A 20,422-nucleotide genomic window follows, 5' to 3' on the forward strand; every position below is an offset into this window, starting at 1 on the left:
CCCTGCCCGTCGTGCGACAGAATCGACCCCGATGAACCTCTCGCTGCGCGGTCCCGCCCTCGTCGACGACGCCGTGCTGCCCGACGTGCTGGTCCGCGCGGTCGGCGAGCGCATCGTGGCGGTCACCCCGATCGAGCCCGGCACCGAACCGCCGAGGGAGGCCCTCGGCGCCGAGCGGGTGAGCGGGACGATGCTGCCGGCATACGTCGACCTCCACTGCCACGGTGGCGGCGGGTCGGCGTTCACCGACCTCGACGACGAGGCGGCCGCGTCCGCGGCGCGGCACCACCACGAGCACGGTTCGACGAGCCTGCTCGCGAGCCTCGTCACCATGGCCCCTCGCGACCTCGAGCGCGGCGTCGCGATGCTCGCCGAGCTCTGTGACGACGGGCTCGTCGACGGGATCCACCTCGAGGGCCCGTGGCTCGCCGAGGCGCGCTGCGGAGCCCACAACCCGGCCCTCCTGCGCGACCCGACGCTCGCCGAGGTCGAGCGCCTCCTCTCGCTCGGTCGCGGGCACGTGCGGCAAGTGACCCTCGCCCCCGAGCGCGACCACGGCCTCGACCTCGTGAACTGGCTGACGTCGGCCGGGGTGCACGCCGCGATCGGCCACACGACGGCGTCGTTCGGCCAGGTCGAGCAGGCGGTCGCGGCCGGCGCCGACCTGGCCACCCACCTCTTCAACGGCATGGACCCGTGGCACCACCGTGAGCCGGGCGCCGTCCCGGCACTGATGCGTTCGGCCGCCCGTGGTCACGTGACGGTCGAGCTCATCGCCGACGGCGCGCACCTGTCCGACGACACGGTGCGCACCGTCCTCGACCTCGTCGGCGCCGACCACGTCGCCTTCGTCTCCGACGCGATGGCGGCCGCGGGAGTGGGGGACGGCGCGTACGTCCTCGGTGGTCTCCCGGTCGTCGTCGACCGGGGCGTCGCACGCCTGCGCAGCGATCCCGACGGCACGACCCCCGGATCGATCGCCGGTGGCACGAGCCACGTCGGCGACATCGTCGCGCGGGCGTTCGGCACGGGCATCCCGCTGGCGTATGCCGTCCGCCCCGGCACGCGCACCCCTGCCCGAGCGCTGGGCCTGGCCGACCGCGGCGCGCTCGCCGTGGGCTCCCGCGCCGACCTCGTCGTCGTCGACGACGCGGCCCGGCCCACCCGTGTGCTGCGCCGGGGCGCCTGGCTCGGCTGACCGTTCAGCGTCTCCGGAGCACCGCGAGCTGGCCGGCCGAGTGGATGAGCGGGCTGTTGTAGGCGCCCATCAGCTCGAAGCCGCGACGCTCGAACATCGCGATGATGCGGGCCGACGTCACCGGGTCGACGACGCCGACGCGGTCGCCGTCCTTGACCGGCTTGCCGAGGCGCGAGTTGAGCGAGACGGCCCATCGCACGCCGCGCGCGACGACGAGGTCGATGTAGTTCTCCACGACGTCGGGCTCCATCTCCTGGAAGGAGAAGGAGTTGACGAAGACGTCGAACTCCCCGGTGAGGTCGGGCAGCCGGTAGTTCGGCAGCACGGCGGACCCCTCGACCTCGATGGGGCCCGTCGAGGCGATGCCCGTGTCGTAGACCGCGACCCGGTCGCCGAAGAGCTCGCGCAGGTACCAGGACGAGACGGTCAGCAGGGGCGGGATGTCGACGTCGACGTAGACGGCCTCGGGGTCGCGCGACATGACGAACTCGCCGAGCACCCCGAAGCCGCCGCCGATCTCGAGGAAGCGCTTCGGCGGTGCCGGGACGTGCATCGACAGGGCCGCCATGCAGAGGGCGTAGTTGAGGTAGGGCCGGGTCCAGCCGTGGTGGGCGTTCGTGAACCGGTAGTACTGGAAGGGGGTGCCCACCGTCGACTCGCCATAGCCGTTGAGGTCGCACGGCCAGTTCGTCTGGTTCCAGGCGAGGCGCAGGGCGTCGAAGTCGCGGCGGGCCTCGTGGGTGGCGACGAGGGCCGAACGGATCCACCCGGCCTGTGCGTCGGGCAGGGAGGCCCGCACGGTGGCCATCACCTTGTCGATGACGGCATACGTGAAGCCGACGCCGTAGCGCGGGTAGAACCACCAGGCGGCCGTCGGCCACGACTTGAACGACTCGAGCCCGCGCTGGTCCATGTCGGCCAGCAGCGCGTCGAGACCGGGGCCCCAGAAGCTCGTCGGCCGGTACAGGGAGTCCGTCCCGCGCAGCTCGTCGAGCGAACGCTGCGTCATGGCGGACCAGTCGACCGTCGTGGCTTCAGTCATGAGTGCATGCTGCCCTCCCGAGGGCGGCCGTGGGCAGCACGAGGCCCGGAATGTCCGAAGAAAGCCGATATCGGGGCCGAACCGACCGGCATACGGCCGCGGACCCGGGTCCCGGCAGGGCTGCCCTAGGCTCGCCCGGTGACGTCTCCACGCTGGTCCACCGCCGTCTTCGACCTCGACGGCACGCTCGCTGACACGATCAACCTCATCGTCGAGTCGTACCAGTACGCGTTCCGCACCGTGATCGGGCGGGAGGAGGACCCCGACGTCATCCGTTCGTGGATCGGCAGGCCGCTCATCGGCGCGTTCCGCGACCACTCGCCCGAGCACGCCGACGAGCTCTACGCGACCTACCTGCAGTGGAACGCCGACAACACCGAGCGCCTCATCCGCGACTACGACGGCGTCGTCGCGGTGCTCGCCGACCTGCGCGCGGCCGGGGTCGCCGTCGGGGTGGCCACGTCGAAGCGCCGCGAGTCGGCCGAGCAGGCGATGGACATCCTCGGCATCTCCGAGCACGTCGAGGTGCTGGTGGCGATGGAGGACACCGAGCGGCACAAGCCCGACCCGACGCCGCTGCTGCTCGCCCTCGAGCGGATGGGCCGCAGCGCCAACGGCGCCGTCTACGTCGGTGACGCCGTCGTCGACGTGCTCGCGGGCAAGGCGGCGGGGATGGACACCGTCGCGGTCACGTGGGGCGCCGGCCTGCCCGAGCCGCTCGAGGCCGTGCGCCCGTCGGCGGTCGTCACGACGGCCGACGAGCTGCGCTCCACCCTGATCGGCTGACGGGGCCGCCGCGCGCCGCAATCCCCGGTCGGGGGCGGGGCGCGCAGGGCCTAGCATCTGTGCGTGCACAGCTTCGAGAAGGACGCCGACCACGTCGCCGTCGACAAGGTCCTCAGCTACGCCCGCGAGCGGCTCCTCATGGACCCCATCCCACTCGACGGCGCCCAGACCGAGGAGTACCTCGCGTCGGAAGCCGGTCAGACCATCACGCGCGAGGGCCTCGGCTCGACCCGGGCGATGGAGCTCTTCGAGCACACCCTCGCCCCGGCCTGCCTGTCGACCGACCACCCCCGCTACCTGTCGTTCATCCCCTGCGCGCCGACGCGTGAGGCCGCGGCGTTCGACGTCGTCGTCGGCGCCTCGTCCATCTACGGGGGCTCCTGGATGGAGGGAGCCGGCGCCGTCTACGCCGAGAACCAGGCGCTGCGCTGGATCAGCGACCTCGCCGGGCTGCCCGAGTCGGCCGGCGGCGTCTTCGTGCCCGGCGGCACGGTCGGCAACCTGTCGGCGCTCGTGGTGGCACGGCACACGGCACGGGCGCGTGCCGCGGCGAGCGGCAGCGGGGCCCGTCCCTACCGGATCGCGGCCACCGACAACGCCCACTCGTCCGTCGTCTCGATGGCGGCCGTCATGGACGCCGAGGTGTGTGGAGTCGCCGTCGACGACAAGCTCCGACTCACCGGCGCAGAGCTGCGAAAGACGTTGGAGGAGAACGGTCCCGAGACGTTCTTCGCCGTGGTCGCGACCAGCGGCACGACGAACTTCGGCGTCGTCGACGACCTCGCCTCGGTTGCGGAGGTCTGTCGCGAGTTCGGCATCTGGCTGCACGTCGACGGGGCCTACGGCGGGGCCGGTCTCGCGGCGCCGTCGGTGCGGCACCTCTTCGCCGGCATCGAGCACGCCGACTCGTTCATCGTCGACCCGCACAAGTGGCTCTTCGCCCCGTTCGACTGCTGCGCGCTCATCTACCGCGAGCCCGAGCTGGCCCGGATCGCGCACACGCAGGAGGCGGGCTACCTCGACGTCATCACGAAGTCGGCGGAGTGGAACCCGACCGACTACTCGATCGGCCTGACCCGGCGCGCCCGTGGACTGCCCCTCTGGTACTCCCTCGCGGTCCACGGCACCGACGCCTACGTCGACGCGATCGAGAGCACCATCGAGGTGACGCGGTTCGCGGCCGACGAGATCGCACGCCGTCCCTACCTCGAGGCCGTGCGCGAGCCCGACCTCTCCGTCGTCGTCTTCCGCCGGCTGGGCTGGACGCCCGAGGACTACCAAGCGTGGACCGACCGCCTACTGTCCGAGGAGTTCGCCTTCGTCGTGCCGACGACCTTCCGCGGCGAGACCCTGACCCGCTTCGCGATCGTCAACCCGCACACGACGAAGGAGGACGTCAACGCCATCCTCGACACGATGGCCTGACGAGGCGTCACAGATGGGGCGGATGTGCCTTTTGAGGCCTATGTTCCGCCCCTCGCCGGACGGCGGTCGACGACATGCCGCCAACACGCCCGATCTGAATGACACCCCTGTCATTTGCACCTAGGGTGATGTCCGGAGCCGACGCACACACGTAGGACCGAGCACGACCGCACTGAGACGGGACCATGAGCACAGACCACGCCACGGCGCAGCCGCACCGCCCCGAGTCCGAGGACGGCCTGAGCGCTCGCGACCTCGAGATCCTGGCGTTCGAGCGCCAGTGGTGGAAGTACGCCGGCTCGAAGGAGCAGGCCATCAAGGAGCTCTTCGACATGAGCTCCACGCGCTACTACCAGGTGCTCAACGCGCTGCTCGACAGCCCGCTCGCCCTCGAGGCCGACCCGATGCTCATCAAGCGGCTGCGACGCATGCGCGCCAGCCGTCAGCGGGCGCGCACCACACGTCGTCTCGGCATCAACGTCTGACCCGGGTCCAGCGGCAGCCACGTGACCGACCTGCCGCCGAGACCCACCACGGCCTCGACGGCCGACCGCCGCGCCCGGGTCGTCGGAGTCGTCCGGGTTGGGTGCCTGCGCACCTCCTGCGTGGTTCACTTCCCTCATGGCTGAGGTGACGATCCGTCGCGCGTCGGCCGACGACGCCCTGATCGTGGCCGCGCTGCACCTCCAGTTTGCCCGCGAGCTCGGTATGCCGTCCGAGACGGGCTACCTCGACCGCTTCGTCGACGCATGGCTCGCCGAGCGGCCCGACCGCCCCACGTGGATCGCCGAGAGCCGGGGCGAGCACGCGGGCATCCTCGAGACCCGTCGCATCCGGGCCCTGCCGTGGCCCGGGCGCCGCGACGTCTCGTGGCTGCACGTCGGTGGCCTCTTCGTCGCCCCCGGGTGCCGCGACCGTGGTGTCGGCCGCGCCCTCACCGAGGCGATGATCGAGTGGTCGCGCACGACGGACGTGAAGTGGATCCGCCTGAACGCGCCCGACGACCGGGCCCAGGAGTTCTACGAGCGGCTCGGGTTCACCTCGCCCGGCCGGCTGATGGAGTTCGACCTGCGGGACCCGCAGTGACCGACCCCCTCTCCGGCCCGGGGCCCGCCCCGAGACCAGGGCAGGGCCCCGGCCAGGCCCCCGGCCAGGCCCCTGGCCCGACGAACTCGCTCGTCGACGTGCCTGGCCTGCGCGTCGGCCACTGCACCCGCGACGAGCCGGGCTGGCTGACCGGGGTGACGGCCGTCGTCGCGCCCGACGACGGTGTCGTCGCCGGGGTCGACGTGCGTGGCGGTGGCCCCGGCACGCGCGAGACCGACCTGCTCGACCCCCGCAACCTCGTCGACCGGGTCAACGCGGTCGTCCTCGGCGGCGGCTCCGCCTTCGGCCTCGCCGCAGCCGACGGCGTCATGGCTGCACTCGCGGACGACGGGCTCGGCTGGCCCACGGCCGAGCCGGGTCAGCGCGTGCCCATCGTGCCGTCAGCGATCCTCTTCGACCTCGGACGCAGCGGCACGTGGCGCAACACGCCCAGCGCCGAGGACGGCAGGGCGGCATACGCGAGCGCGTCGTCCGACGCGGTGGTCCAAGGCTGCGTCGGCGCCGGCACGGGCGCCAAGGTCGGCGGCTTCAAGGGCGGCATCGGCTCGGCGAGCGTCGTGCTCGAGTCGGGTGTCACGGTCGCCGCTCTCGTGGCCGTTAACGCCGTCGGGTCGGCCGTCGACCCCGTGACCGGCCTGCCGTATGCCGTCGGGCTGGGTCTCGCCGCCGAGCTGGCCCACGTCGGCCGACCGGACGAGGCCGCGCTCGCGGCGTCGCGCGAGGTGGCCGAGGCGCTGCCCGGCCGCGTCGCGGGGCTGCCCGGACTGGCGACGACCATCGGCGTCGTCGCGACCGACGCCACGCTCTCGAAGGCGCAGTGCCAGAAGGCCGCCGGCATCGCCCACGACGGTTTCGCCCGCGCGCTGAAGCCGGTCCACACGCTCTTCGACGGCGACACCCTGTTCGCCCTGTCGACGGGGGAGCGACCCGCGCCCGACCCGATCGGGCTGACGGTGCTCATGGAGGCCGGTGCCGACTGCGTCGCGCGAGCGATCGTGCACGCGCTGCTCGCCGCGACCTCGGTCGACCGCACGGCCGACGGGGGCATCGCCCTGCGGTCGTGGTCCGACGCATTCCCGTCCGCGGTGGGCCGCTAGGCCTCCTGTTGGGGCGGCCTGCGGGGGCCGTCAATGGGGCGGCCGGCGGCCCTTCAGTGGTAGGTCTCGATGAGGTCGTCTGCGAACTGTCGAGCGAGCCCGTTCCGCAGCCGCGCGAGCTCCGCCGCGGCCTCGTGCTCGACGTCGGTGCGCTCCAGGGTGCGCTCGGCGGCCCGTGCCTCGACGAGGCTCAGGCGCAGGTCGTCGCGTGGATGGCTCGAGTCCCACCGCAGGTCCTGCTCCCGGGCCCTCTGCCGGGCGGCGTCGACCTGGACGGAGGTCGGGACCGGCCGCTCCCGCACCGTGTCGAGCACGACGAACGGGTCCTCGCGCCGGCGGACCCCGGCGGCAGCGAGCGTGTGCAGGCCCGGCACGTTCTCGAGCGTGACGAGCAGGTTCACGAGGGCGTGGGAGCCCGCCACCTCGGCAGCTCGCAGGTCGGCGAGGTACTCGCCCCGCTGCGAGCTGACCGCGTCCAGGCGCTCGAAGAGCAGGAGCAGCAGCGTCGCCGGCAGGGACACGATGCGCAGCAGGAAGGAGCCGACCGCGTTCATCGTCGCCTGAGACTCCTCGATCACGGGACGGTAGTCAGCGAAGTCGGTGTAGGCGTCGGCCGGAAGCGGTGTCAGCAGCGTCGCGAAACGGTGGAGGATGCCGTGGGCCGTCCACGTCACGTAGCCGGTCGTGGCGTCGCGGCCCCGGAGGTGGCCCATCTCGTGGGCCAGCAGCGCGAGCCGCGCGTCGTCGGTCAGCAGCGTCCAGAGCGGAAGGCCGATGACGAGCACCTGGCGCCGGCCCCACCCGAGGCGCGTGACACCGGCGTTGAAGTCGGTCGAGACGGCGAGGGCATCCGGTGGGCGCGTACCGACGGCGTCTGCGACGGCAGCGACGTGGCGGTGCAGGTTCGGGCACTCGTCGATGGTCAGTGGCCGCACGTCGTCTAGCCGGTTGGGCCGCGGCGCCACGGCGACCACCACGAGCCAACCGATCACGACGCCGACCCAGCCGTAGAGGTTCTTCGGCGCGAAGGTCGCCAGGACGAGCAGAACGACGGCGACGGCATACGCGACGAGCACCGTCACCGAGAGCGCGACGACGGCGGCCCCGGTCCGCGTGGTCTGCGACGGGCGCTCGCCGCGGCTGACCTGGGAGAGCAGGCTGTCGTGCGTGCGGGCCGAGCCGGCGTCGACCGCGGCGACCTTGCGTCGGGCGAACCACGATCCGCGGGGCCTTGCTGGGGCAGGCCGCGGTGGGGAGGGGGCAGGGTGGGGCTCGGACACGGGTGACCCTTCGGCGACGGGTGGCATTCCGTGCTGGATGCTACGGGCGCAGGTTCCCCGACGGTGGGCAACGTGGTGGATCTCCGGCATCAGGCGCCGACGATCCACCGCGCCGGGGAGGTCTGGTGCCCAGCCGCAGCTGGATCCACATCCCCAGAGCCAGATGCCGGCTCGTCCACAACCCTTCGCGACGCGTGGCGTCGGTGCCGGCGAGGCAGTCACTGTCGCGCAATGGACACCGTTGCCATCGAGCACCTGCTGCGCGTGCAGGATGGTGTCGTGGCCCGGAGACAGGCGCTGGCGTGCGGGGCGACCGACAACGACATCGAGCGACTTCTCCGGCGCCGCGAGTGGGCGGTGGTCCACCCAGGTGTCTACGTGACCCACACCGGCCCGTTGCCCTGGCGGCAGCAGGCGTGGGCCGCGCTGCTTGCGGTCGAGCCCGCAGCGTTGGCCGGGCCGTCCGCCCTCCGAGTGCACGGCCTCGGAGGCGTTCCGCGTGTCGGCAGACCGGGCGCCGCCGAGGAGCTCACCATCCATGTGGCGGTCGACCGTGATCGTCACGTCAAGGCGCCCGCGGGTGTCGTGCTCACGCGCCGCTCGAACTTCGCCGCAGTGGCGCTGCTGCACCTGTCGCCACCTCGACTGCGGCTCGACGAGGCGCTGGTCGATGTCGCGGACGCCGTCGGTCGCGAGTCCGACGCGGTCGCGGTGCTCGCCGACGCCTGCCAGCAGGGTCGCACCACGCCGGAGCGGCTCCTGGCCGTCGTCCGTAGTCGTTCCCGCCTCCGGCACCGGCGGCTGCTGGTCGAGGTGCTGAGCGACGTCTCGGTGGGCGTGCGCTCGGTCCTGGAGCGGCGGTTCGTCCGAGACGTCGAACGTCCGCACGCCTTGCCCACCGGACGGCGCCAACGACGGGTCGTGACCAGTCGCGGGCCGAGATACCGCGACGTCGAGTACCCCGAGCAGCGCACCGTGGTCGAGCTCGACGGTCGCCTCGTCCACTCCGCGCCGGATGTCCAGTGGCAGGACCTGGAGCGTGACGTCGACGCTGCGATCTCGGGCGAGACGACGGTGCGGCTCGGGTGGGTGCACGTCGCGCAACCATGCCGCACCGCGGCGGTGCTCGCGAGACTGCTGGGCGGTCGGGGATGGCGCGGCGCCGAGCCGTGCTCACCTGACTGCCCGGTCGGTTCCCTGCCGCTGGTGGACCTCGCGCGACGCCGGGCGTGCTAGCGCGGTGGATCTCCGGCACCAGGCGCCGACGATCCACCGCACAAGCCTTCACCGAGTGCGGCCGCGGGGGCGTCAGCCCTCAGAGCCCTCAGAGCCCTCAGAGCCCTCAGGGCCCTCAGGGGGCGAGTGGGGCCAGGTGCTCCCACCCGCGGCGGATCGCCGACTCGAGGTCGGGCAGCGGGTAGGGCAGGCGCGGGTCGGCGTCCCGCAACGCCTCTTCGAGCGACCCGCCGGCCAGGCGGCGCTCGCGGACCACGGCTGCCACGGCGGCGATGTCGTCGCGCTGCCGGCTCACGAAGCCGAGGTCGACCGGCCGGCCGTGGCCGGGCACGACGACGGCGCCATCGTCGGACTGCAGCAGGTGCGAGGTGAGGGTGTCGGCCCACTCGAGCGGGTAGCAGTCGCTGCCGAACGACGGGTGGGCGCTCTCCTCGACGAGATCGCCGAGGAACACCGCCTCGGTGTCGGGCACGGTGACGGCCACGTCGCCGTCGGTGTGGCCGCGGCCGGCATACGCCATGGTGACGACGCGGTCGCCGAGGTCGACGGTCGCGTGGGAGCCGAACGTGCGGTCCGGGCCGCGCACGGGCGTGGCCAGCACCTCGGCGGCGTCGCGCTCGGTGTAGCCGTACTCCGGGGCGCCGGCCGGGTCGGCGCGCAGGGCCTCCTTGACCTGCTCGGCGGACTCGGCGAGCGTGCGCCCGACGTTGTCGTGGGCGTGCACCGTGGCCACGTCGAACGCCGCGTTGCCGAAGGTGTGGTCGAAGTGGACGTGCGTGTTGACGACGTGGCGCACCTCGATGTCACGCCCGAGACGGCGCACGTCGTCGAGCACCTGCCGGCCCTGCAGGTCGCTGGCGCGGGTGTCGATGACGACGGCCCCGTCGCGGCCGAGCACGAGGCCGACGTTGACGTCCCACTGCCGGTAGCGCGCGACGAAGACCCGGTCGGCCACCTCGACGAAGCCGTGGGTGGCGGTCACGTGCCCACCCTGCGTCCTGGGGCGGCCGCGCCCCCGCCGACGGTCACGACGGAGTCCTCGGTGTGATCCATGTCTCCTCGGGCACGGTCCCACCGTAGTGCCGCTGCCCGGCGGTTGCTCCGGACAGGCGATCCCGGCCCGGTTCCTCTACGTTGGTGAGCCATGTCCTTCGAGCCCTCCACCGACTTCCGGCCCGGACCGGGTGGTCGACGTCGTCGTCGAGTCGTCATCGCGGCAGCCCTGGCCGCGTTCGCCCTGCTCGCCACCGGAGCCGTCGCACTCTGGTCCGGCGACAGCTGGCGCGACGAGGCGATGAGCGCCGGCGTCTTCCCCGACGTGCCCGGCTCGGACTTCGCCGAGACGCCGTCGGAGGACGGCTGGGGCACGTCCGACGGCACGGCCGACGCGCCCGGCACGTCCAGCACCGCGGCGACGCCCGGCACGTCCTCGACCCAGGCTCCCGCGACCGCGGTCGTCCAGCCTGCCTCGGATGCCACGTCGACCGTGCCGACGACCCGGGCGCCGGCGCCCGACCCGACGTCCACCTCCACGGTGGCGCCTCCGCCGGCCCCCGCGCCCACGTCACCGGCCCCGTCGTCGTCGACCGCGGCTCCGAGCCCGTCGCCGACCAGGGGCGGCCCGAAGCCGAAGCCGAGCTCGCCCAAGCCCACCCCCACGAGCAGCCCGACGCCGTCCGACGGCGGCTGCTTCCTGCTCATCATCTGCTGACCCGGCGCCACCGCACCGCGGCCCCCGTCGACGCCTGCGCGACGGGGGCCGCGCTGCGTGGCAGCCTGTCGCCATGGACTGCGTCTTCTGCTCGATCGTCGCCGGTGACCTGCCCAGCGACCGGGTGCTCGACGAGCCGGACTTCGTCGGCTTCCTCGACCGGCGGCCCGTCTTCAAGGGCCACGTCCTGTTGGTGCCGCGCGTGCACGTCGACACGCTGCTCGACCTGCCCGACGACCTGCACGCCGGACTCCTCGGCGCCGCGCGTCGCCTCGCGGCGTCGGTCGTCGGCGGGCTCGGGGCACAGGGCTCGTTCGTCGCGATGAACAACGTGGTGAGCCAGTCGGTGCCGCACCTGCACGTGCACGTGGTGCCGCGCACCAAGGGCGACGGCCTGCGCGGCTTCTTCTGGCCGCGCACGAAGTACGCCTCCGAGGAGGAGTCCGCCGCGTATGCCGCCCGGCTCGCCGCGGCGCTCGAGCCTGCCGGGTGAGCCCCGGCCTCCCGGGGGTGCGTCGTTTTGTTTGCACTCGCACCCCGAGAGTGCCAATAATGGCGTTAGCACTCTCCCCGTGGGAGTGACAGAAATATGGGCCGCCTGCCGAGGGGCTGGGTTCGCAGCGACGTGAGCTGGGAAGACCGGTCCCGTCCGTCGCGGGCGTCATGCGGCCCACCACCTTTCGATTCGCGTGGGAGGAACCACCCGAATGGCCAAGACCATTGCGTTTGACGAAGAGGCGCGTCGCGGGCTCGAGCGTGGGATGAACATCCTCGCCGACGCCGTCCGCGTGACCCTCGGCCCGAAGGGCCGGAACGTCGTGCTGGAGAAGAAGTGGGGCGCCCCCACGATCACCAACGACGGTGTCTCGATCGCCAAGGAGATCGAGCTCGACGACCCGTACGAGAAGATCGGCGCGGAGCTCGTCAAGGAAGTTGCCAAGAAGACCGACGACGTCGCCGGTGACGGCACGACGACGGCGACCGTCCTCGCCCAGGCCATGGTCAAGGAGGGCCTGCGCAACGTTGCCGCGGGTGCCAACCCGATGGCCCTCAAGCGCGGCATCGAGAAGGCCGTCGAGGCCGTCTCCGCCCGTCTGCTCGAGCAGGCCAAGGAGATCGAGACCAAGGAGCAGATCGCCTCGACCGCCAGCATCTCGGCGGCCGACGAGGAGATCGGCGGTCTCATCGCCGAGGCGATGGACAAGGTCGGCAAGGAAGGCGTCATCACCGTCGAGGACTCCAACACCATGGGTCTCGAACTGGAGATGACCGAGGGTATGCGCTTCGACAAGGGCTACATCTCGGCGTACTTCGTCACCGACACCGAGCGCATGGAGGCCGTCCTCGACGATGCCTACGTGCTCGTCGCCAACAGCAAGATCGGCAGCATCAAGGACCTCGTCCCGCTGCTCGAGAAGGTCATGCAGTCCGGCAAGCCGCTGCTGATCATCGCCGAGGACATCGAGGGTGAGGCCCTCGCGACCCTCGTCGTCAACAAGATCAAGGGCACGTTCAAGTCCGTCGCCGTCAAGGCCCCGGGCTTCGGCGACCGCCGCAAGGCCATGCTCACCGACATCGCCATCCTCACCGGTGGCCAGGTCATCTCCGAGGAGGTCGGTCTCAAGCTCGAGAACGCCACCCTCGACCTGCTCGGCAAGGCTCGCAAGGTCGTCGTCACCAAGGACGAGACGACCATCGTCGAGGACGCCGAGGACCGCTCGCAGATCGAGGGCCGCATCGCCCAGATCAAGGCCGAGATCGAGAAGTCGGACTCCGACTACGACCGTGAGAAGCTCCAGGAGCGCCTCGCCAAGCTCGCCGGCGGCGTCGCCGTCATCAAGGCGGGCGCGGCCACCGAGGTCGAGCTCAAGGAGCGCAAGCACCGCATCGAGGACGCCGTCCGCAACGCGAAGGCTGCCGTCGAGGAGGGCATCGTCGCCGGTGGTGGCGTCGCTCTCATCCAGGCCGCCAAGGCGCTCGACGAGCTCTCGCTCGAGGGTGACGAGGCGACCGGCGCGAACATCGTGCGCGTCGCGACCGAGGCCCCGCTCAAGCAGATCGCGATCAACGCCGGTCTCGAGGGTGGAGTCGTGGCCGAGAAGGTGCGCGGTCTCGAGGCCGGCCACGGCCTCAACGCCGCCACGGGCGAGTACGGCGACCTGCTGGCCGCCGGCATCATCGACCCGGTCAAGGTGACCCGCTCGGCGCTGCAGAACGCCGCGTCGATCGCCGCACTGTTCCTCACGACCGAGGCCGTCATCGCCGACAAGCCCGAGAAGGCCGCTGCGGCCATGCCGGGTGGCGACGACATGGGTGGCATGGGCGGCATGGGCTTCTGAGCCCAGCTGCCCCACGCGACGCAGTCACGTCCGAAGGGCGGTTCCCCACGGGGAGCCGCCCTTCGGCATGCGGTCCTCGGGGCTGAAAAAGGCCACCCCGAAAGCGACGCCTCGGCGTCTGCCTCGTGGGCAACACTGACGCCCCTCGGGGTACCGTGTGTGAGCACGACATGGCGCGCGGCTCCGCTGAGGTCAGGCGGTTCCGGGGTCGTCCGGTTCGCCACCCGTTGATGATCCGGGTTCTGTCGAGCCGCGCTGCGGCGTGCCGCGCGCAGGCGAGCCGACCGACGTCTCGGTCGGCGACGACTCCGCTGACCCAGCCCGGGCCGAGGCGATCGGCCGGACGCGGTCGAGGAGGCACAGCCCCTCGGTCGCGCACCACCAGCCGAGCTGCCGGTAGGCCTCGAACTCGAGGTCGCCGAAGTCCTGACGCGTGGTCGCCGCGCGAGGGAAGTCGGCATGTCGCATCGCGAACGAGCGCACGGCCTCGGGGAGCACCACCGAGGCCAGGTCTCCGGGGCGGACCGCCTTGACCACGAGCACGCGGATGCCCGCCTCCGGAGCGACGTATATGCGGGCGTAGTCGGGCGGCGCGTCGCTCGGCGTGCTGCGCCACCACCGGGCAGCAGGGCGCTGGTCCGCGCCCGTTCCCGGCATGGTGCCGCGCTGTGCCTCGTCGTCGAGGGTGAGGACGACGCCGAGGTCCGAGGCGATCACCGACAGCGCATCGCCCACAGCGGCCCAGGTGCCCTCGCGGTCGTTGCTCGCGTCGAACACGATCACCGTGCCGCCCACTGCCGGCTGACCTTCCGATGCTTGCCCTGTGTGGCTGCACGGCCGCTGCAGGGACCGGACGGCCTCCACCAGGCCGGTGTTGTCGAGGTGGCCGCCGTCGGTCAGGTAGATCCAGCGGTCGAGGAGGGAGCCCCGACCGGCGGCCTCGTTGAGGACCTGGCCGATGCCCGGCCGGCTGTCGAGCCACGGCGCCGCCGGCCAGCGGGTGAGGTACTCGCCGACCGTCGTGGCCCGGATCGACTCGTCGCCGAACCACAGCGGGTTCGGCACCCAGACGCCGACGCGGATGTTGAGGGCGGTGAGAAGCAGCCGGAAGGGGGACATCGCCTTCGAGTAGCGTCCCGCCATCGGGCTGACGGCTGCGCCGCTCATGGCGACGGCCGACATGATCGTCGTCCTCCCGCGTCCGGCGAAAGCAGCGTAGGCGGCACTGTCGAGGCGGTGTGGCGCGTCGTCGGGCAGCGCGAGCTCCACGACGTCAGGGGAGAAGACGAACGGGATGCCACCCCGGCGGGTCGGCGCCTCGTCGTAGGCGCGGATGTTCGCCGTGGTCGCGATGGACAACGGGATAGCGGGGCCTGCCTGACGGTCTGGACGCAGGTCGGCGAAGGAGTAGTACGCCTGTTCGTCCAGTGGTGCGACGCCTTCCCCAGCTGACCCGGGAGGCGTCCGACGCACCGCGAAGGCGTGGGCGAGGCGTCGGCGGTAGTAGCCGTGCAGCGAGGTGACGTTGGCATCGACCCAGATCGCGCACACCAGCCCGGCCAGCGGCAACGCGTAACGCCACCCCCTGTTCATCGAGCTCGGGTCCGTCACGATGCCGAAGACGGCGACGAGAACGACCCAGAGCAGGACGAGGCCGAACAGGAGCATGGGGACCCAGGCGAAGACGGTGCGCTTCAGCCGACCGACGAGGCGGCTTTCGCCGTCTCCCGGAGAGATCATGCCGCCGCGGATCAGCCCTACGACGGAGCTGATGACCGCCCCGAGCAGTGCCCACTGGGCGACGCCGGTGCGCTTGACGTCACCTGCCGCGTCGAGCGTCGCCGCCCCGAGTGCGCGCCACTGCTCGTCGGAACGTGGACAGGCTGCCGCCGCGCCGGAGACGCACTCCTCGAGGTTCCCCGAAAGAGTGACGGTGGTGACGAAGCCACAGGCACCGGCGTCGAAGGACCTCTTCTCGCCCGGGCTGAGGGTTGCGTCCGCCCGGGCGGCCCTGGCGGCCAGGAGCACCGACTCAGCAGCGGCCCGGTCGCACTGATCTTCCGCCGTCAGTCCGATGACGTGGATCACGCGCGCGACCGCTGGCGTCGGTTGGTTGTTGGCGGCGAGGGCGCTCAGCCCCGTGACGGCGCCGGGGACGGCCACGAAGACGAACGCGGTGGCCAGCAGCGCGAGGCCGAGACCGCGCCGGGTGCTCTCGGCGCCCGGCCCGGACACCGTCCGGGCGTCGGGGTCCCTGGGCGCGTCGCGTCGGGTCTGCCGGATCCACACGTTCATGGTGGCGAGCACGATTCCCGCGGCCAGCCCGGCGAGCAGCCAGAGCACCCACGAGGGGATCGCCCACGTCAGCTGCGACCGGGCGTACGACAACGCGGAGGCCCGTCTCGTGACCCAGCCCATGACGGAGCCGAGCAGTGTCACGGCGCCGAACAGCACCGACAGGTTGACCAGGGCCCCGAGCAGCCATTGGAAGAAGGCCGAGACGACCTCGGCTCGAGGTTCGACCAGGTCGCGGGTGTGCCGCCGGAGACGCTGCAGCTCCGGGGATCGGAGACTGAAGGCAGCGGTCCACGGCACCTTCGGAGAGCCGTCGGGGGATCCCGTCGGGGACCAGCCACGCAGCAGTCCCATCGCTGCGGCCATGTAGCTGCCACCGCTCACCGCCACGAGGCTCGGTTCAGGCCTCTTCGGGTCCTGGATGGCGCGGTCCTGCATCGCGTTGAGCCCGCCGAGGACGAAGGCGGAGGCGCGGATCCCGCCTCCGGAGCAGGCGACGACCTCGCGACCGTGCGCTGCCGGCTCCCCGCCCCCGGCGACATCGTTCCGGCCTGCGTCTTCCGTCGCATGAGAGGGATCGGCCTGGTCCGGTGGGGCGCTTTCTGCTGCTGCGGCGCGTCGCTGCTCCGAGCGTGCCTCCACCTGGTCGATCGTCACGCGAAGGTCGAGCCGGACGAGCGCGACGACTCCAATGACCAGGGAGATGGTGATCATCCACCCCGAGACGACAAGCAGCCACTGCCCCGAGCTGCCAGCCACAAGCGCATTCCGAGCCCACGGGGCGGCCCAGATCACCAGCACGATGAGGTCGACCCCGAAGACGAGCTGGGGGATCCGGGCCACGGACCACCAGGAGTCGGCGTCGCGTCCCGCGCTGCGCTCGATCGACACGAGGACGTAGGTCATCATCGCCGTGACGAGGACGCTCGAGATGCCGGTCGCCGCCACGAGCTCGTCGTGCGTCGGCGTGCCCAGCGCGCCGAGCCAGAGCAACGGGACGAGCAGCGCCAACGAGAAGATCGAGCCGCGAAGTCGCCTTCGCTCCGCGCGCAGGCCACGTCGGTGGTACTCAGTCCTCGTCGGACCCTGCATGGCACCTCGCAGCTGCTCGAGCACTGCGCCCCGTTGGGGTGGCATGGGCGTGGAACGAGTATCCCGACAAGACGGGCGCACGGGGCGGATTCGGGTGAAGGTCGCCTCAATCGGACCGCTCTGCCGAGGGGGGGGCCGGACGCCTGATCGCCGCGGGCCGCCCCCTCGGGTCCTGCATACCGGACCGGCTGGGGGGTGCCGCCGGTCGGCCGCTGACGGGGAGGGGTCAGCGGCGGCCGGGGGGACGGGCATGCGGGACCGGGCGGACCGACCGGTAGGGCGGCTCAGCGGGAGAAGAGGGCCCTGGTCGCGTTCTCGTGCTCGGCGTACGCCGTCGAGGCCTTGAGCGTGAGGCGACCGACGTCGGCGAGCGCTTCGGTCATCTGTGCCTGGATGCGCTGGTAGTCGTGCATGACGCGCTCGAACTCGACCTTGGCCGGGCCCTGCCAGTCGGCGCCCATGCCGGCGAGCCGGCCGCGCAGCTCAGCGGTGCTCGACGTGATGGTGTCGGCGAGCCGGTGGATGTCGCCGGCTGCCGCGGCGATGCGTTCGGTGTCAACGACGGAACGGGACATGTGTCTACTCCTCTATCGGTGGCCGACCCGGTGGTGGCCGCGTTTCGTCCGAGGCTAGGTCGAGCGGTCGGCACGCGGCCGTCGTCATCCACAGGCGGCGACGGGCTCGGCGGTGTCGGGCGGCTGGCCTAGGCTCGGACCCATGACCGTGTGGATCGACGAGCCCATCTGGCCTGCGCACGGTCGGCTCTTCGCCCACCTGGTCAGCGACACCTCCTACGACGAGCTGCACGCCGTCGCACGCACCGCTCAGCTGCACCCCCGCTCGTTCGACGGCGACCACTACGACGTGCCGGAGGCGCGCTGGCAGTCGGCCGTCGATGCGGGCGCGATCCCGACGACCGGTGTCGACCTCGCGCGACGGCTCAACGCCTCGGGCCTGCGGCTGCGCAAGCGCAAGCGAGACCGGGGCGTGCGCCGCATCCTCGACGTGTCGTTCCCCAACGGCGCCAGCGACGTCGACCTCGTGGCCTCCGACGACCCCCTCGACCACGCGCGGGTGCTGGCCGCCATGGTGTTCGTGCGCGACCGCCGCGGCGACTTCGTCGCGGTGCACAGTGTCCGGCGGGGGGAGTGGGGCTCGCCCGGGGGCTGGCGCGAGGAGGACGAGACGCCGGTCGAGAACGCCGTGCGCGAGACGTACGAGGAGACCGGACTGCGCCTGCGTCACCCCGACGTGCTCCCTTGCGGCTACGAGAGATTCACGCCCCGCACCGACGACAACCTCTTCACGCGCGACAAGCCCTACCTCCAGGTCTTCCGCACGAGGCTCGAGCACGTGCGACCCGAGATCAACGACGGTGACGACGGCATCCACGAGACGCGCTGGGTCACCCCGGAGGAGTACGCCGAGCTCTGCGGCCATCTCTTCTGGTGGCCGCTCGCGGTCGAGGTCTTCCCCGACCTGCGAGGTCTCACCCGCCCGTTCTGAGACGCACGTATGCCGCCCACCGGGGTGGACGGCATACGTGGTCTGGTGTTGTGGGCTCGCTTGCGTGCCAAGCGAGCCCGCGCATCAGCGCTGGTTGGTGAAGGTGAGTGCGACGTCGAGGTCCGCCTCGCGCAACATGCGCTGGACGGCCTGGAGGTCGTCTCGGCTCTTGCTCGAGACGCGCAGCTCGTCGCCCTGGATCTGGCTCTTGACGCCCTTGGGTCCCTCGTCGCGGATCAGCTTGTTGATCTTCTTCGCGTTCTCCTGCGAGATGCCCTCCTTGAGCGGGGCGTCGAGGTGGTACTCCTTGCCGGAGAGGCGCGGTCCGGCCTCCGGCACGTCGAGGTGCTTGAGGCTCACCTTGCGCTTGACGAGGTGCGTCTGGACGACGTCGAGGACGGCCAGGCAGCGCTCCTCGGTGTTCGCCTTCATCTTGATCACCTCGCCGGCGAGATCGACGGAGGCGCCGACGTTCTTGAAGTCGTAGCGAGTCGCGATCTCCTTGCTGGCGCTGTTGACCGCGTTCGCGATCTCCTGCTTGTCGAACTTGCTGACGATGTCGAACGAGGAGTCGGCCATCGGTGTTGGGTCCTTCCGAGTGCTGGTGGCTGGTCTGTCGGGCGTGGCGCTGAAGGGTGTGCAGACACGCAGAAAGCGTCGTCGAGATCCCGATTCGGAGCCCGCCCGATCTCTTGCTATCCTTCCAGACGCACCACGGCAGGTTGCCCGAGCGGCCAATGGGAGCGGACTGTAAATCCGTCGCGAAAGCTTCGAAGGTTCGAATCCTTCACCTGCCACCCAGTGCCCGAGAGGCCCTGACCAGCGGAGACGCGGGACAGGGCCTCTTGCATGTGCCAGGGGCTTGATCGCCGGTCGATGGCGCGAGCTACGCGGTCTCGGGCGGCTGCCAGCCCTGGTCGGCCCGGATGGCTCGCGTGATGCGGTGACTGATGTCGCGGAGCTGGCGCCGCTGCGGCTGGGTGAGCCGATCGAGGACGAGCCGGTGCACCGTCTCCACGTGACCGGGGGTTGCCTGCTCGAACGTGCGATGGCCGGCGGCAGTCAGGATGCCGAGGGTGTAGCGCCCGTCGCTCGGGTCCGGGGTGCGCTGCAGCAGTCCCTTGGCCTCCAGGCGGGTGGCGGCACGGGACAGGCGCGACAGCGAGCTGTTGGCGTAGCCGGCGAGCACGCTCATGCGCAGCCGGCGGTCCGGCGCGTTGGCAAGCGCGTAGAGGATGCCGTACTCGAAGTGGGTGAGTCCCACGTCTCGCTGCAGCTGTCCGTCCAAGGCGGGCGGTAGCCACTCGAGGACGGTGGCCAGCGCGGCCCAGGTCTCCAGGTCCTCGCCCTCGAGCGATGCGGGGTGGCCGGCGTCTGACATGCCAGCAGCGTAGGGCAGGGCGTGGGAGAACCGCCGATCCATGACTTGACTGAGCAAGTGATAACGTCGTCGATGACTTGACCAAGCAAGTCCGCGGACGATCGGGAGCAGGCACAGAAGCATGGACATGCAGCTACAGGGCAAGCGCGCCTTCGTGAGTGGTTCGACGCGGGGCATCGGGTTCGCGATTGCGAAGGCCATGCTCGCGGAAGGCGCCTCGGTCGTCATCAACGGCCGGGACGCGGGTCGTGTCGACGCGGCGGTGGACCGCCTTCGGGAGCTCGTGCCGGGGGCCGACGTGAGCGCACTGACCGCTGACTTCGCGGATGCGACCCAGGTGCAGCGCATGCTCGACCGGCTGGGGCACCTCGACGTGCTCGTGAACAACGTGGGGCAGTTCGACGTCACGCCGTTCGAGGCGATCTCCGACGCGGACTGGCAGCGCTACTTCGACGTCAACGTCATGAGCGGAGTCCGGCTCTCTCGTCACGTCCTCGACGCGATGCTCGCCGCGGGCTGGGGGCGGATCATCTTCATCAGCAGCGAGTCCGGGGTGAACGTTCCCGCTGACATGGCCCACTACGGGATGACCAAGGCGGCAGTTCTGGCCCTCGGCAACAGCCTCGCCAAGCGCACGCGGGGCACGGAGGTCACGGTGAACACGATCCTTGGCGGACCCACCTACTCGGACGGCGTCGCTGACGCGGTCAGCCGGATCTCGCAGGCACAGGGCATCCCTGTCGATGATCTCAAGGGCGCCATCGTCGCCGGCAACCGGACGTCACTGCTGCAGCGCTTCATCGACCCGTCAGAGATCGCGAGTCTGGCGGTCTACCTGGCGAGCCCGCTCGCATCCGCGACGAACGGTGCCGCGGTACGCGCAGACGGCGGAGTGCTCACGTCCATCCTCTGATGCGGGCGGCCCGA

General features: G+C 71.4%; 19 protein-coding genes and 1 tRNA gene. 13 read left to right on the forward strand and 7 right to left on the reverse strand.

Annotated elements, in window-relative coordinates:
* The first annotated feature begins 31 nt into the window (after positions 1 to 31).
* Entirely contained in the window at positions 32 to 1,198 is a 1,167-nt protein-coding gene (locus tag ACYVNR_RS04950) for an N-acetylglucosamine-6-phosphate deacetylase (RefSeq protein ID WP_461046970.1), read from the forward strand.
* A 4-nt stretch (positions 1,199 to 1,202) separates the two neighbouring features.
* On the opposite strand, the gene ACYVNR_RS04955 is transcribed toward ACYVNR_RS04950, so the two are convergent.
* Entirely contained in the window at positions 1,203 to 2,240 is a 1,038-nt protein-coding gene (locus tag ACYVNR_RS04955) for a putative sugar O-methyltransferase (RefSeq protein WP_461046972.1), read from the reverse strand.
* Between the two features lie 138 nt (positions 2,241 to 2,378).
* Here ACYVNR_RS04955 and ACYVNR_RS04960 point away from each other — a divergent pair, with 138 nt between their 5' ends.
* The 5 genes from ACYVNR_RS04960 to ACYVNR_RS04980 all read left to right on the forward strand — a co-directional run bounded on the left by ACYVNR_RS04960 (position 2,379) and on the right by ACYVNR_RS04980 (position 6,655).
* A complete protein-coding gene (locus ACYVNR_RS04960; RefSeq protein WP_045190862.1) occupies positions 2,379 to 3,026 on the forward strand; it encodes an HAD family hydrolase in 648 nt (215 codons plus the stop codon).
* A 63-nt stretch (positions 3,027 to 3,089) separates the two neighbouring features.
* A complete protein-coding gene (locus ACYVNR_RS04965; protein WP_461046974.1) occupies positions 3,090 to 4,451 on the forward strand; it encodes a pyridoxal phosphate-dependent decarboxylase family protein in 1,362 nt (453 codons plus the stop codon).
* Between the two features lie 185 nt (positions 4,452 to 4,636).
* Positions 4,637 to 4,936, forward strand: coding sequence for a DUF3263 domain-containing protein (locus ACYVNR_RS04970; protein ID WP_386054151.1), 300 nt, complete (start codon positions 4,637 to 4,639; stop codon positions 4,934 to 4,936).
* Positions 4,937 to 5,072: 136 nt separating this feature from the next.
* A complete protein-coding gene (locus ACYVNR_RS04975) occupies positions 5,073 to 5,537 on the forward strand; it encodes a GNAT family N-acetyltransferase (protein WP_045190859.1) in 465 nt (154 codons plus the stop codon).
* Positions 5,534 to 6,655 (forward strand): P1 family peptidase, encoded by a 1,122-nt coding sequence (locus tag ACYVNR_RS04980; protein WP_461046977.1) that lies wholly within the window; start codon positions 5,534 to 5,536, stop codon positions 6,653 to 6,655. Before ACYVNR_RS04975 ends, ACYVNR_RS04980 begins: the two co-directional genes overlap by 4 nt.
* A gap of 53 nt (positions 6,656 to 6,708) precedes the next feature.
* On the opposite strand, the gene ACYVNR_RS04985 is transcribed toward ACYVNR_RS04980, so the two are convergent.
* Entirely contained in the window at positions 6,709 to 7,935 is a 1,227-nt protein-coding gene (locus tag ACYVNR_RS04985) for a M48 family metallopeptidase (RefSeq protein ID WP_461046979.1), read from the reverse strand.
* 231 nt (positions 7,936 to 8,166) lie between these two features.
* Between ACYVNR_RS04985 and ACYVNR_RS04990 the strand changes: the two genes are divergently transcribed.
* A complete protein-coding gene (locus ACYVNR_RS04990) occupies positions 8,167 to 9,171 on the forward strand; it encodes a type IV toxin-antitoxin system AbiEi family antitoxin domain-containing protein (protein ID WP_461046981.1) in 1,005 nt (334 codons plus the stop codon).
* Between the two features lie 115 nt (positions 9,172 to 9,286).
* Here ACYVNR_RS04990 and ACYVNR_RS04995 read toward each other — a convergent pair whose 3' ends face one another.
* The gene (locus ACYVNR_RS04995; RefSeq protein ID WP_461046983.1) at positions 9,287 to 10,153 is read right to left on the reverse strand and encodes an MBL fold metallo-hydrolase; all 867 of its coding nucleotides are present in this window, start codon (positions 10,151 to 10,153) and stop codon (positions 9,287 to 9,289) included.
* 162 nt (positions 10,154 to 10,315) lie between these two features.
* Between ACYVNR_RS04995 and ACYVNR_RS05000 the strand changes: the two genes are divergently transcribed.
* From ACYVNR_RS05000 to groL, 3 genes are all read left to right on the forward strand, one after another.
* Positions 10,316 to 10,882: a hypothetical protein gene (locus ACYVNR_RS05000; RefSeq protein ID WP_461046985.1), complete on the forward strand. Its 567-nt coding sequence runs from the start codon at positions 10,316 to 10,318 to the stop codon at positions 10,880 to 10,882.
* A 73-nt stretch (positions 10,883 to 10,955) separates the two neighbouring features.
* Complete coding sequence (locus tag ACYVNR_RS05005; protein ID WP_045191078.1) at positions 10,956 to 11,375, forward strand: HIT family protein; 420 nt, start codon at positions 10,956 to 10,958, stop codon at positions 11,373 to 11,375.
* Between the two features lie 214 nt (positions 11,376 to 11,589).
* Positions 11,590 to 13,221 (forward strand): chaperonin GroEL, encoded by a 1,632-nt coding sequence (gene groL / locus ACYVNR_RS05010; RefSeq protein ID WP_045190855.1) that lies wholly within the window; start codon positions 11,590 to 11,592, stop codon positions 13,219 to 13,221.
* A 192-nt stretch (positions 13,222 to 13,413) separates the two neighbouring features.
* On the opposite strand, the gene ACYVNR_RS05015 is transcribed toward groL, so the two are convergent.
* Both ACYVNR_RS05015 and ACYVNR_RS05020 read right to left on the reverse strand, forming a co-directional pair.
* Entirely contained in the window at positions 13,414 to 16,653 is a 3,240-nt protein-coding gene (locus tag ACYVNR_RS05015) for a hypothetical protein (RefSeq protein WP_461046988.1), read from the reverse strand.
* Between the two features lie 239 nt (positions 16,654 to 16,892).
* Positions 16,893 to 17,183, reverse strand: a complete 291-nt coding sequence (locus tag ACYVNR_RS05020; protein WP_045190853.1) for a WXG100 family type VII secretion target — start codon at positions 17,181 to 17,183, stop codon at positions 16,893 to 16,895.
* A gap of 142 nt (positions 17,184 to 17,325) precedes the next feature.
* On the opposite strand from ACYVNR_RS05020, the gene ACYVNR_RS05025 reads away from it, so the two are divergent.
* Positions 17,326 to 18,114 carry a DUF4031 domain-containing protein gene (locus ACYVNR_RS05025; protein ID WP_458798715.1) on the forward strand — a complete coding sequence of 263 codons (789 nt, stop codon included), beginning with the start codon at positions 17,326 to 17,328 and terminating at the stop codon, positions 18,112 to 18,114.
* An 84-nt stretch (positions 18,115 to 18,198) separates the two neighbouring features.
* On the opposite strand, the gene ACYVNR_RS05030 is transcribed toward ACYVNR_RS05025, so the two are convergent.
* Positions 18,199 to 18,693: a YajQ family cyclic di-GMP-binding protein gene (locus ACYVNR_RS05030; protein ID WP_045190851.1), complete on the reverse strand. Its 495-nt coding sequence runs from the start codon at positions 18,691 to 18,693 to the stop codon at positions 18,199 to 18,201.
* A 137-nt stretch (positions 18,694 to 18,830) separates the two neighbouring features.
* On the opposite strand from ACYVNR_RS05030, the gene ACYVNR_RS05035 reads away from it, so the two are divergent.
* Positions 18,831 to 18,911 (forward strand) — tRNA-Tyr (locus tag ACYVNR_RS05035).
* Positions 18,912 to 19,000: 89 nt separating this feature from the next.
* On the opposite strand, the gene ACYVNR_RS05040 is transcribed toward ACYVNR_RS05035, so the two are convergent.
* On the reverse strand, positions 19,001 to 19,495 hold the full coding sequence (locus tag ACYVNR_RS05040; protein ID WP_045191470.1) for a MarR family winged helix-turn-helix transcriptional regulator: 495 nt from the start codon (positions 19,493 to 19,495) through the stop codon (positions 19,001 to 19,003).
* 121 nt (positions 19,496 to 19,616) lie between these two features.
* Between ACYVNR_RS05040 and ACYVNR_RS05045 the strand changes: the two genes are divergently transcribed.
* Positions 19,617 to 20,408 carry an SDR family NAD(P)-dependent oxidoreductase gene (locus ACYVNR_RS05045; RefSeq protein WP_461046991.1) on the forward strand — a complete coding sequence of 264 codons (792 nt, stop codon included), beginning with the start codon at positions 19,617 to 19,619 and terminating at the stop codon, positions 20,406 to 20,408.
* Positions 20,409 to 20,422: the final 14 nt, after the last annotated feature.

The sequence above is a fragment of the Terrabacter koreensis genome (assembly GCF_054783315.1).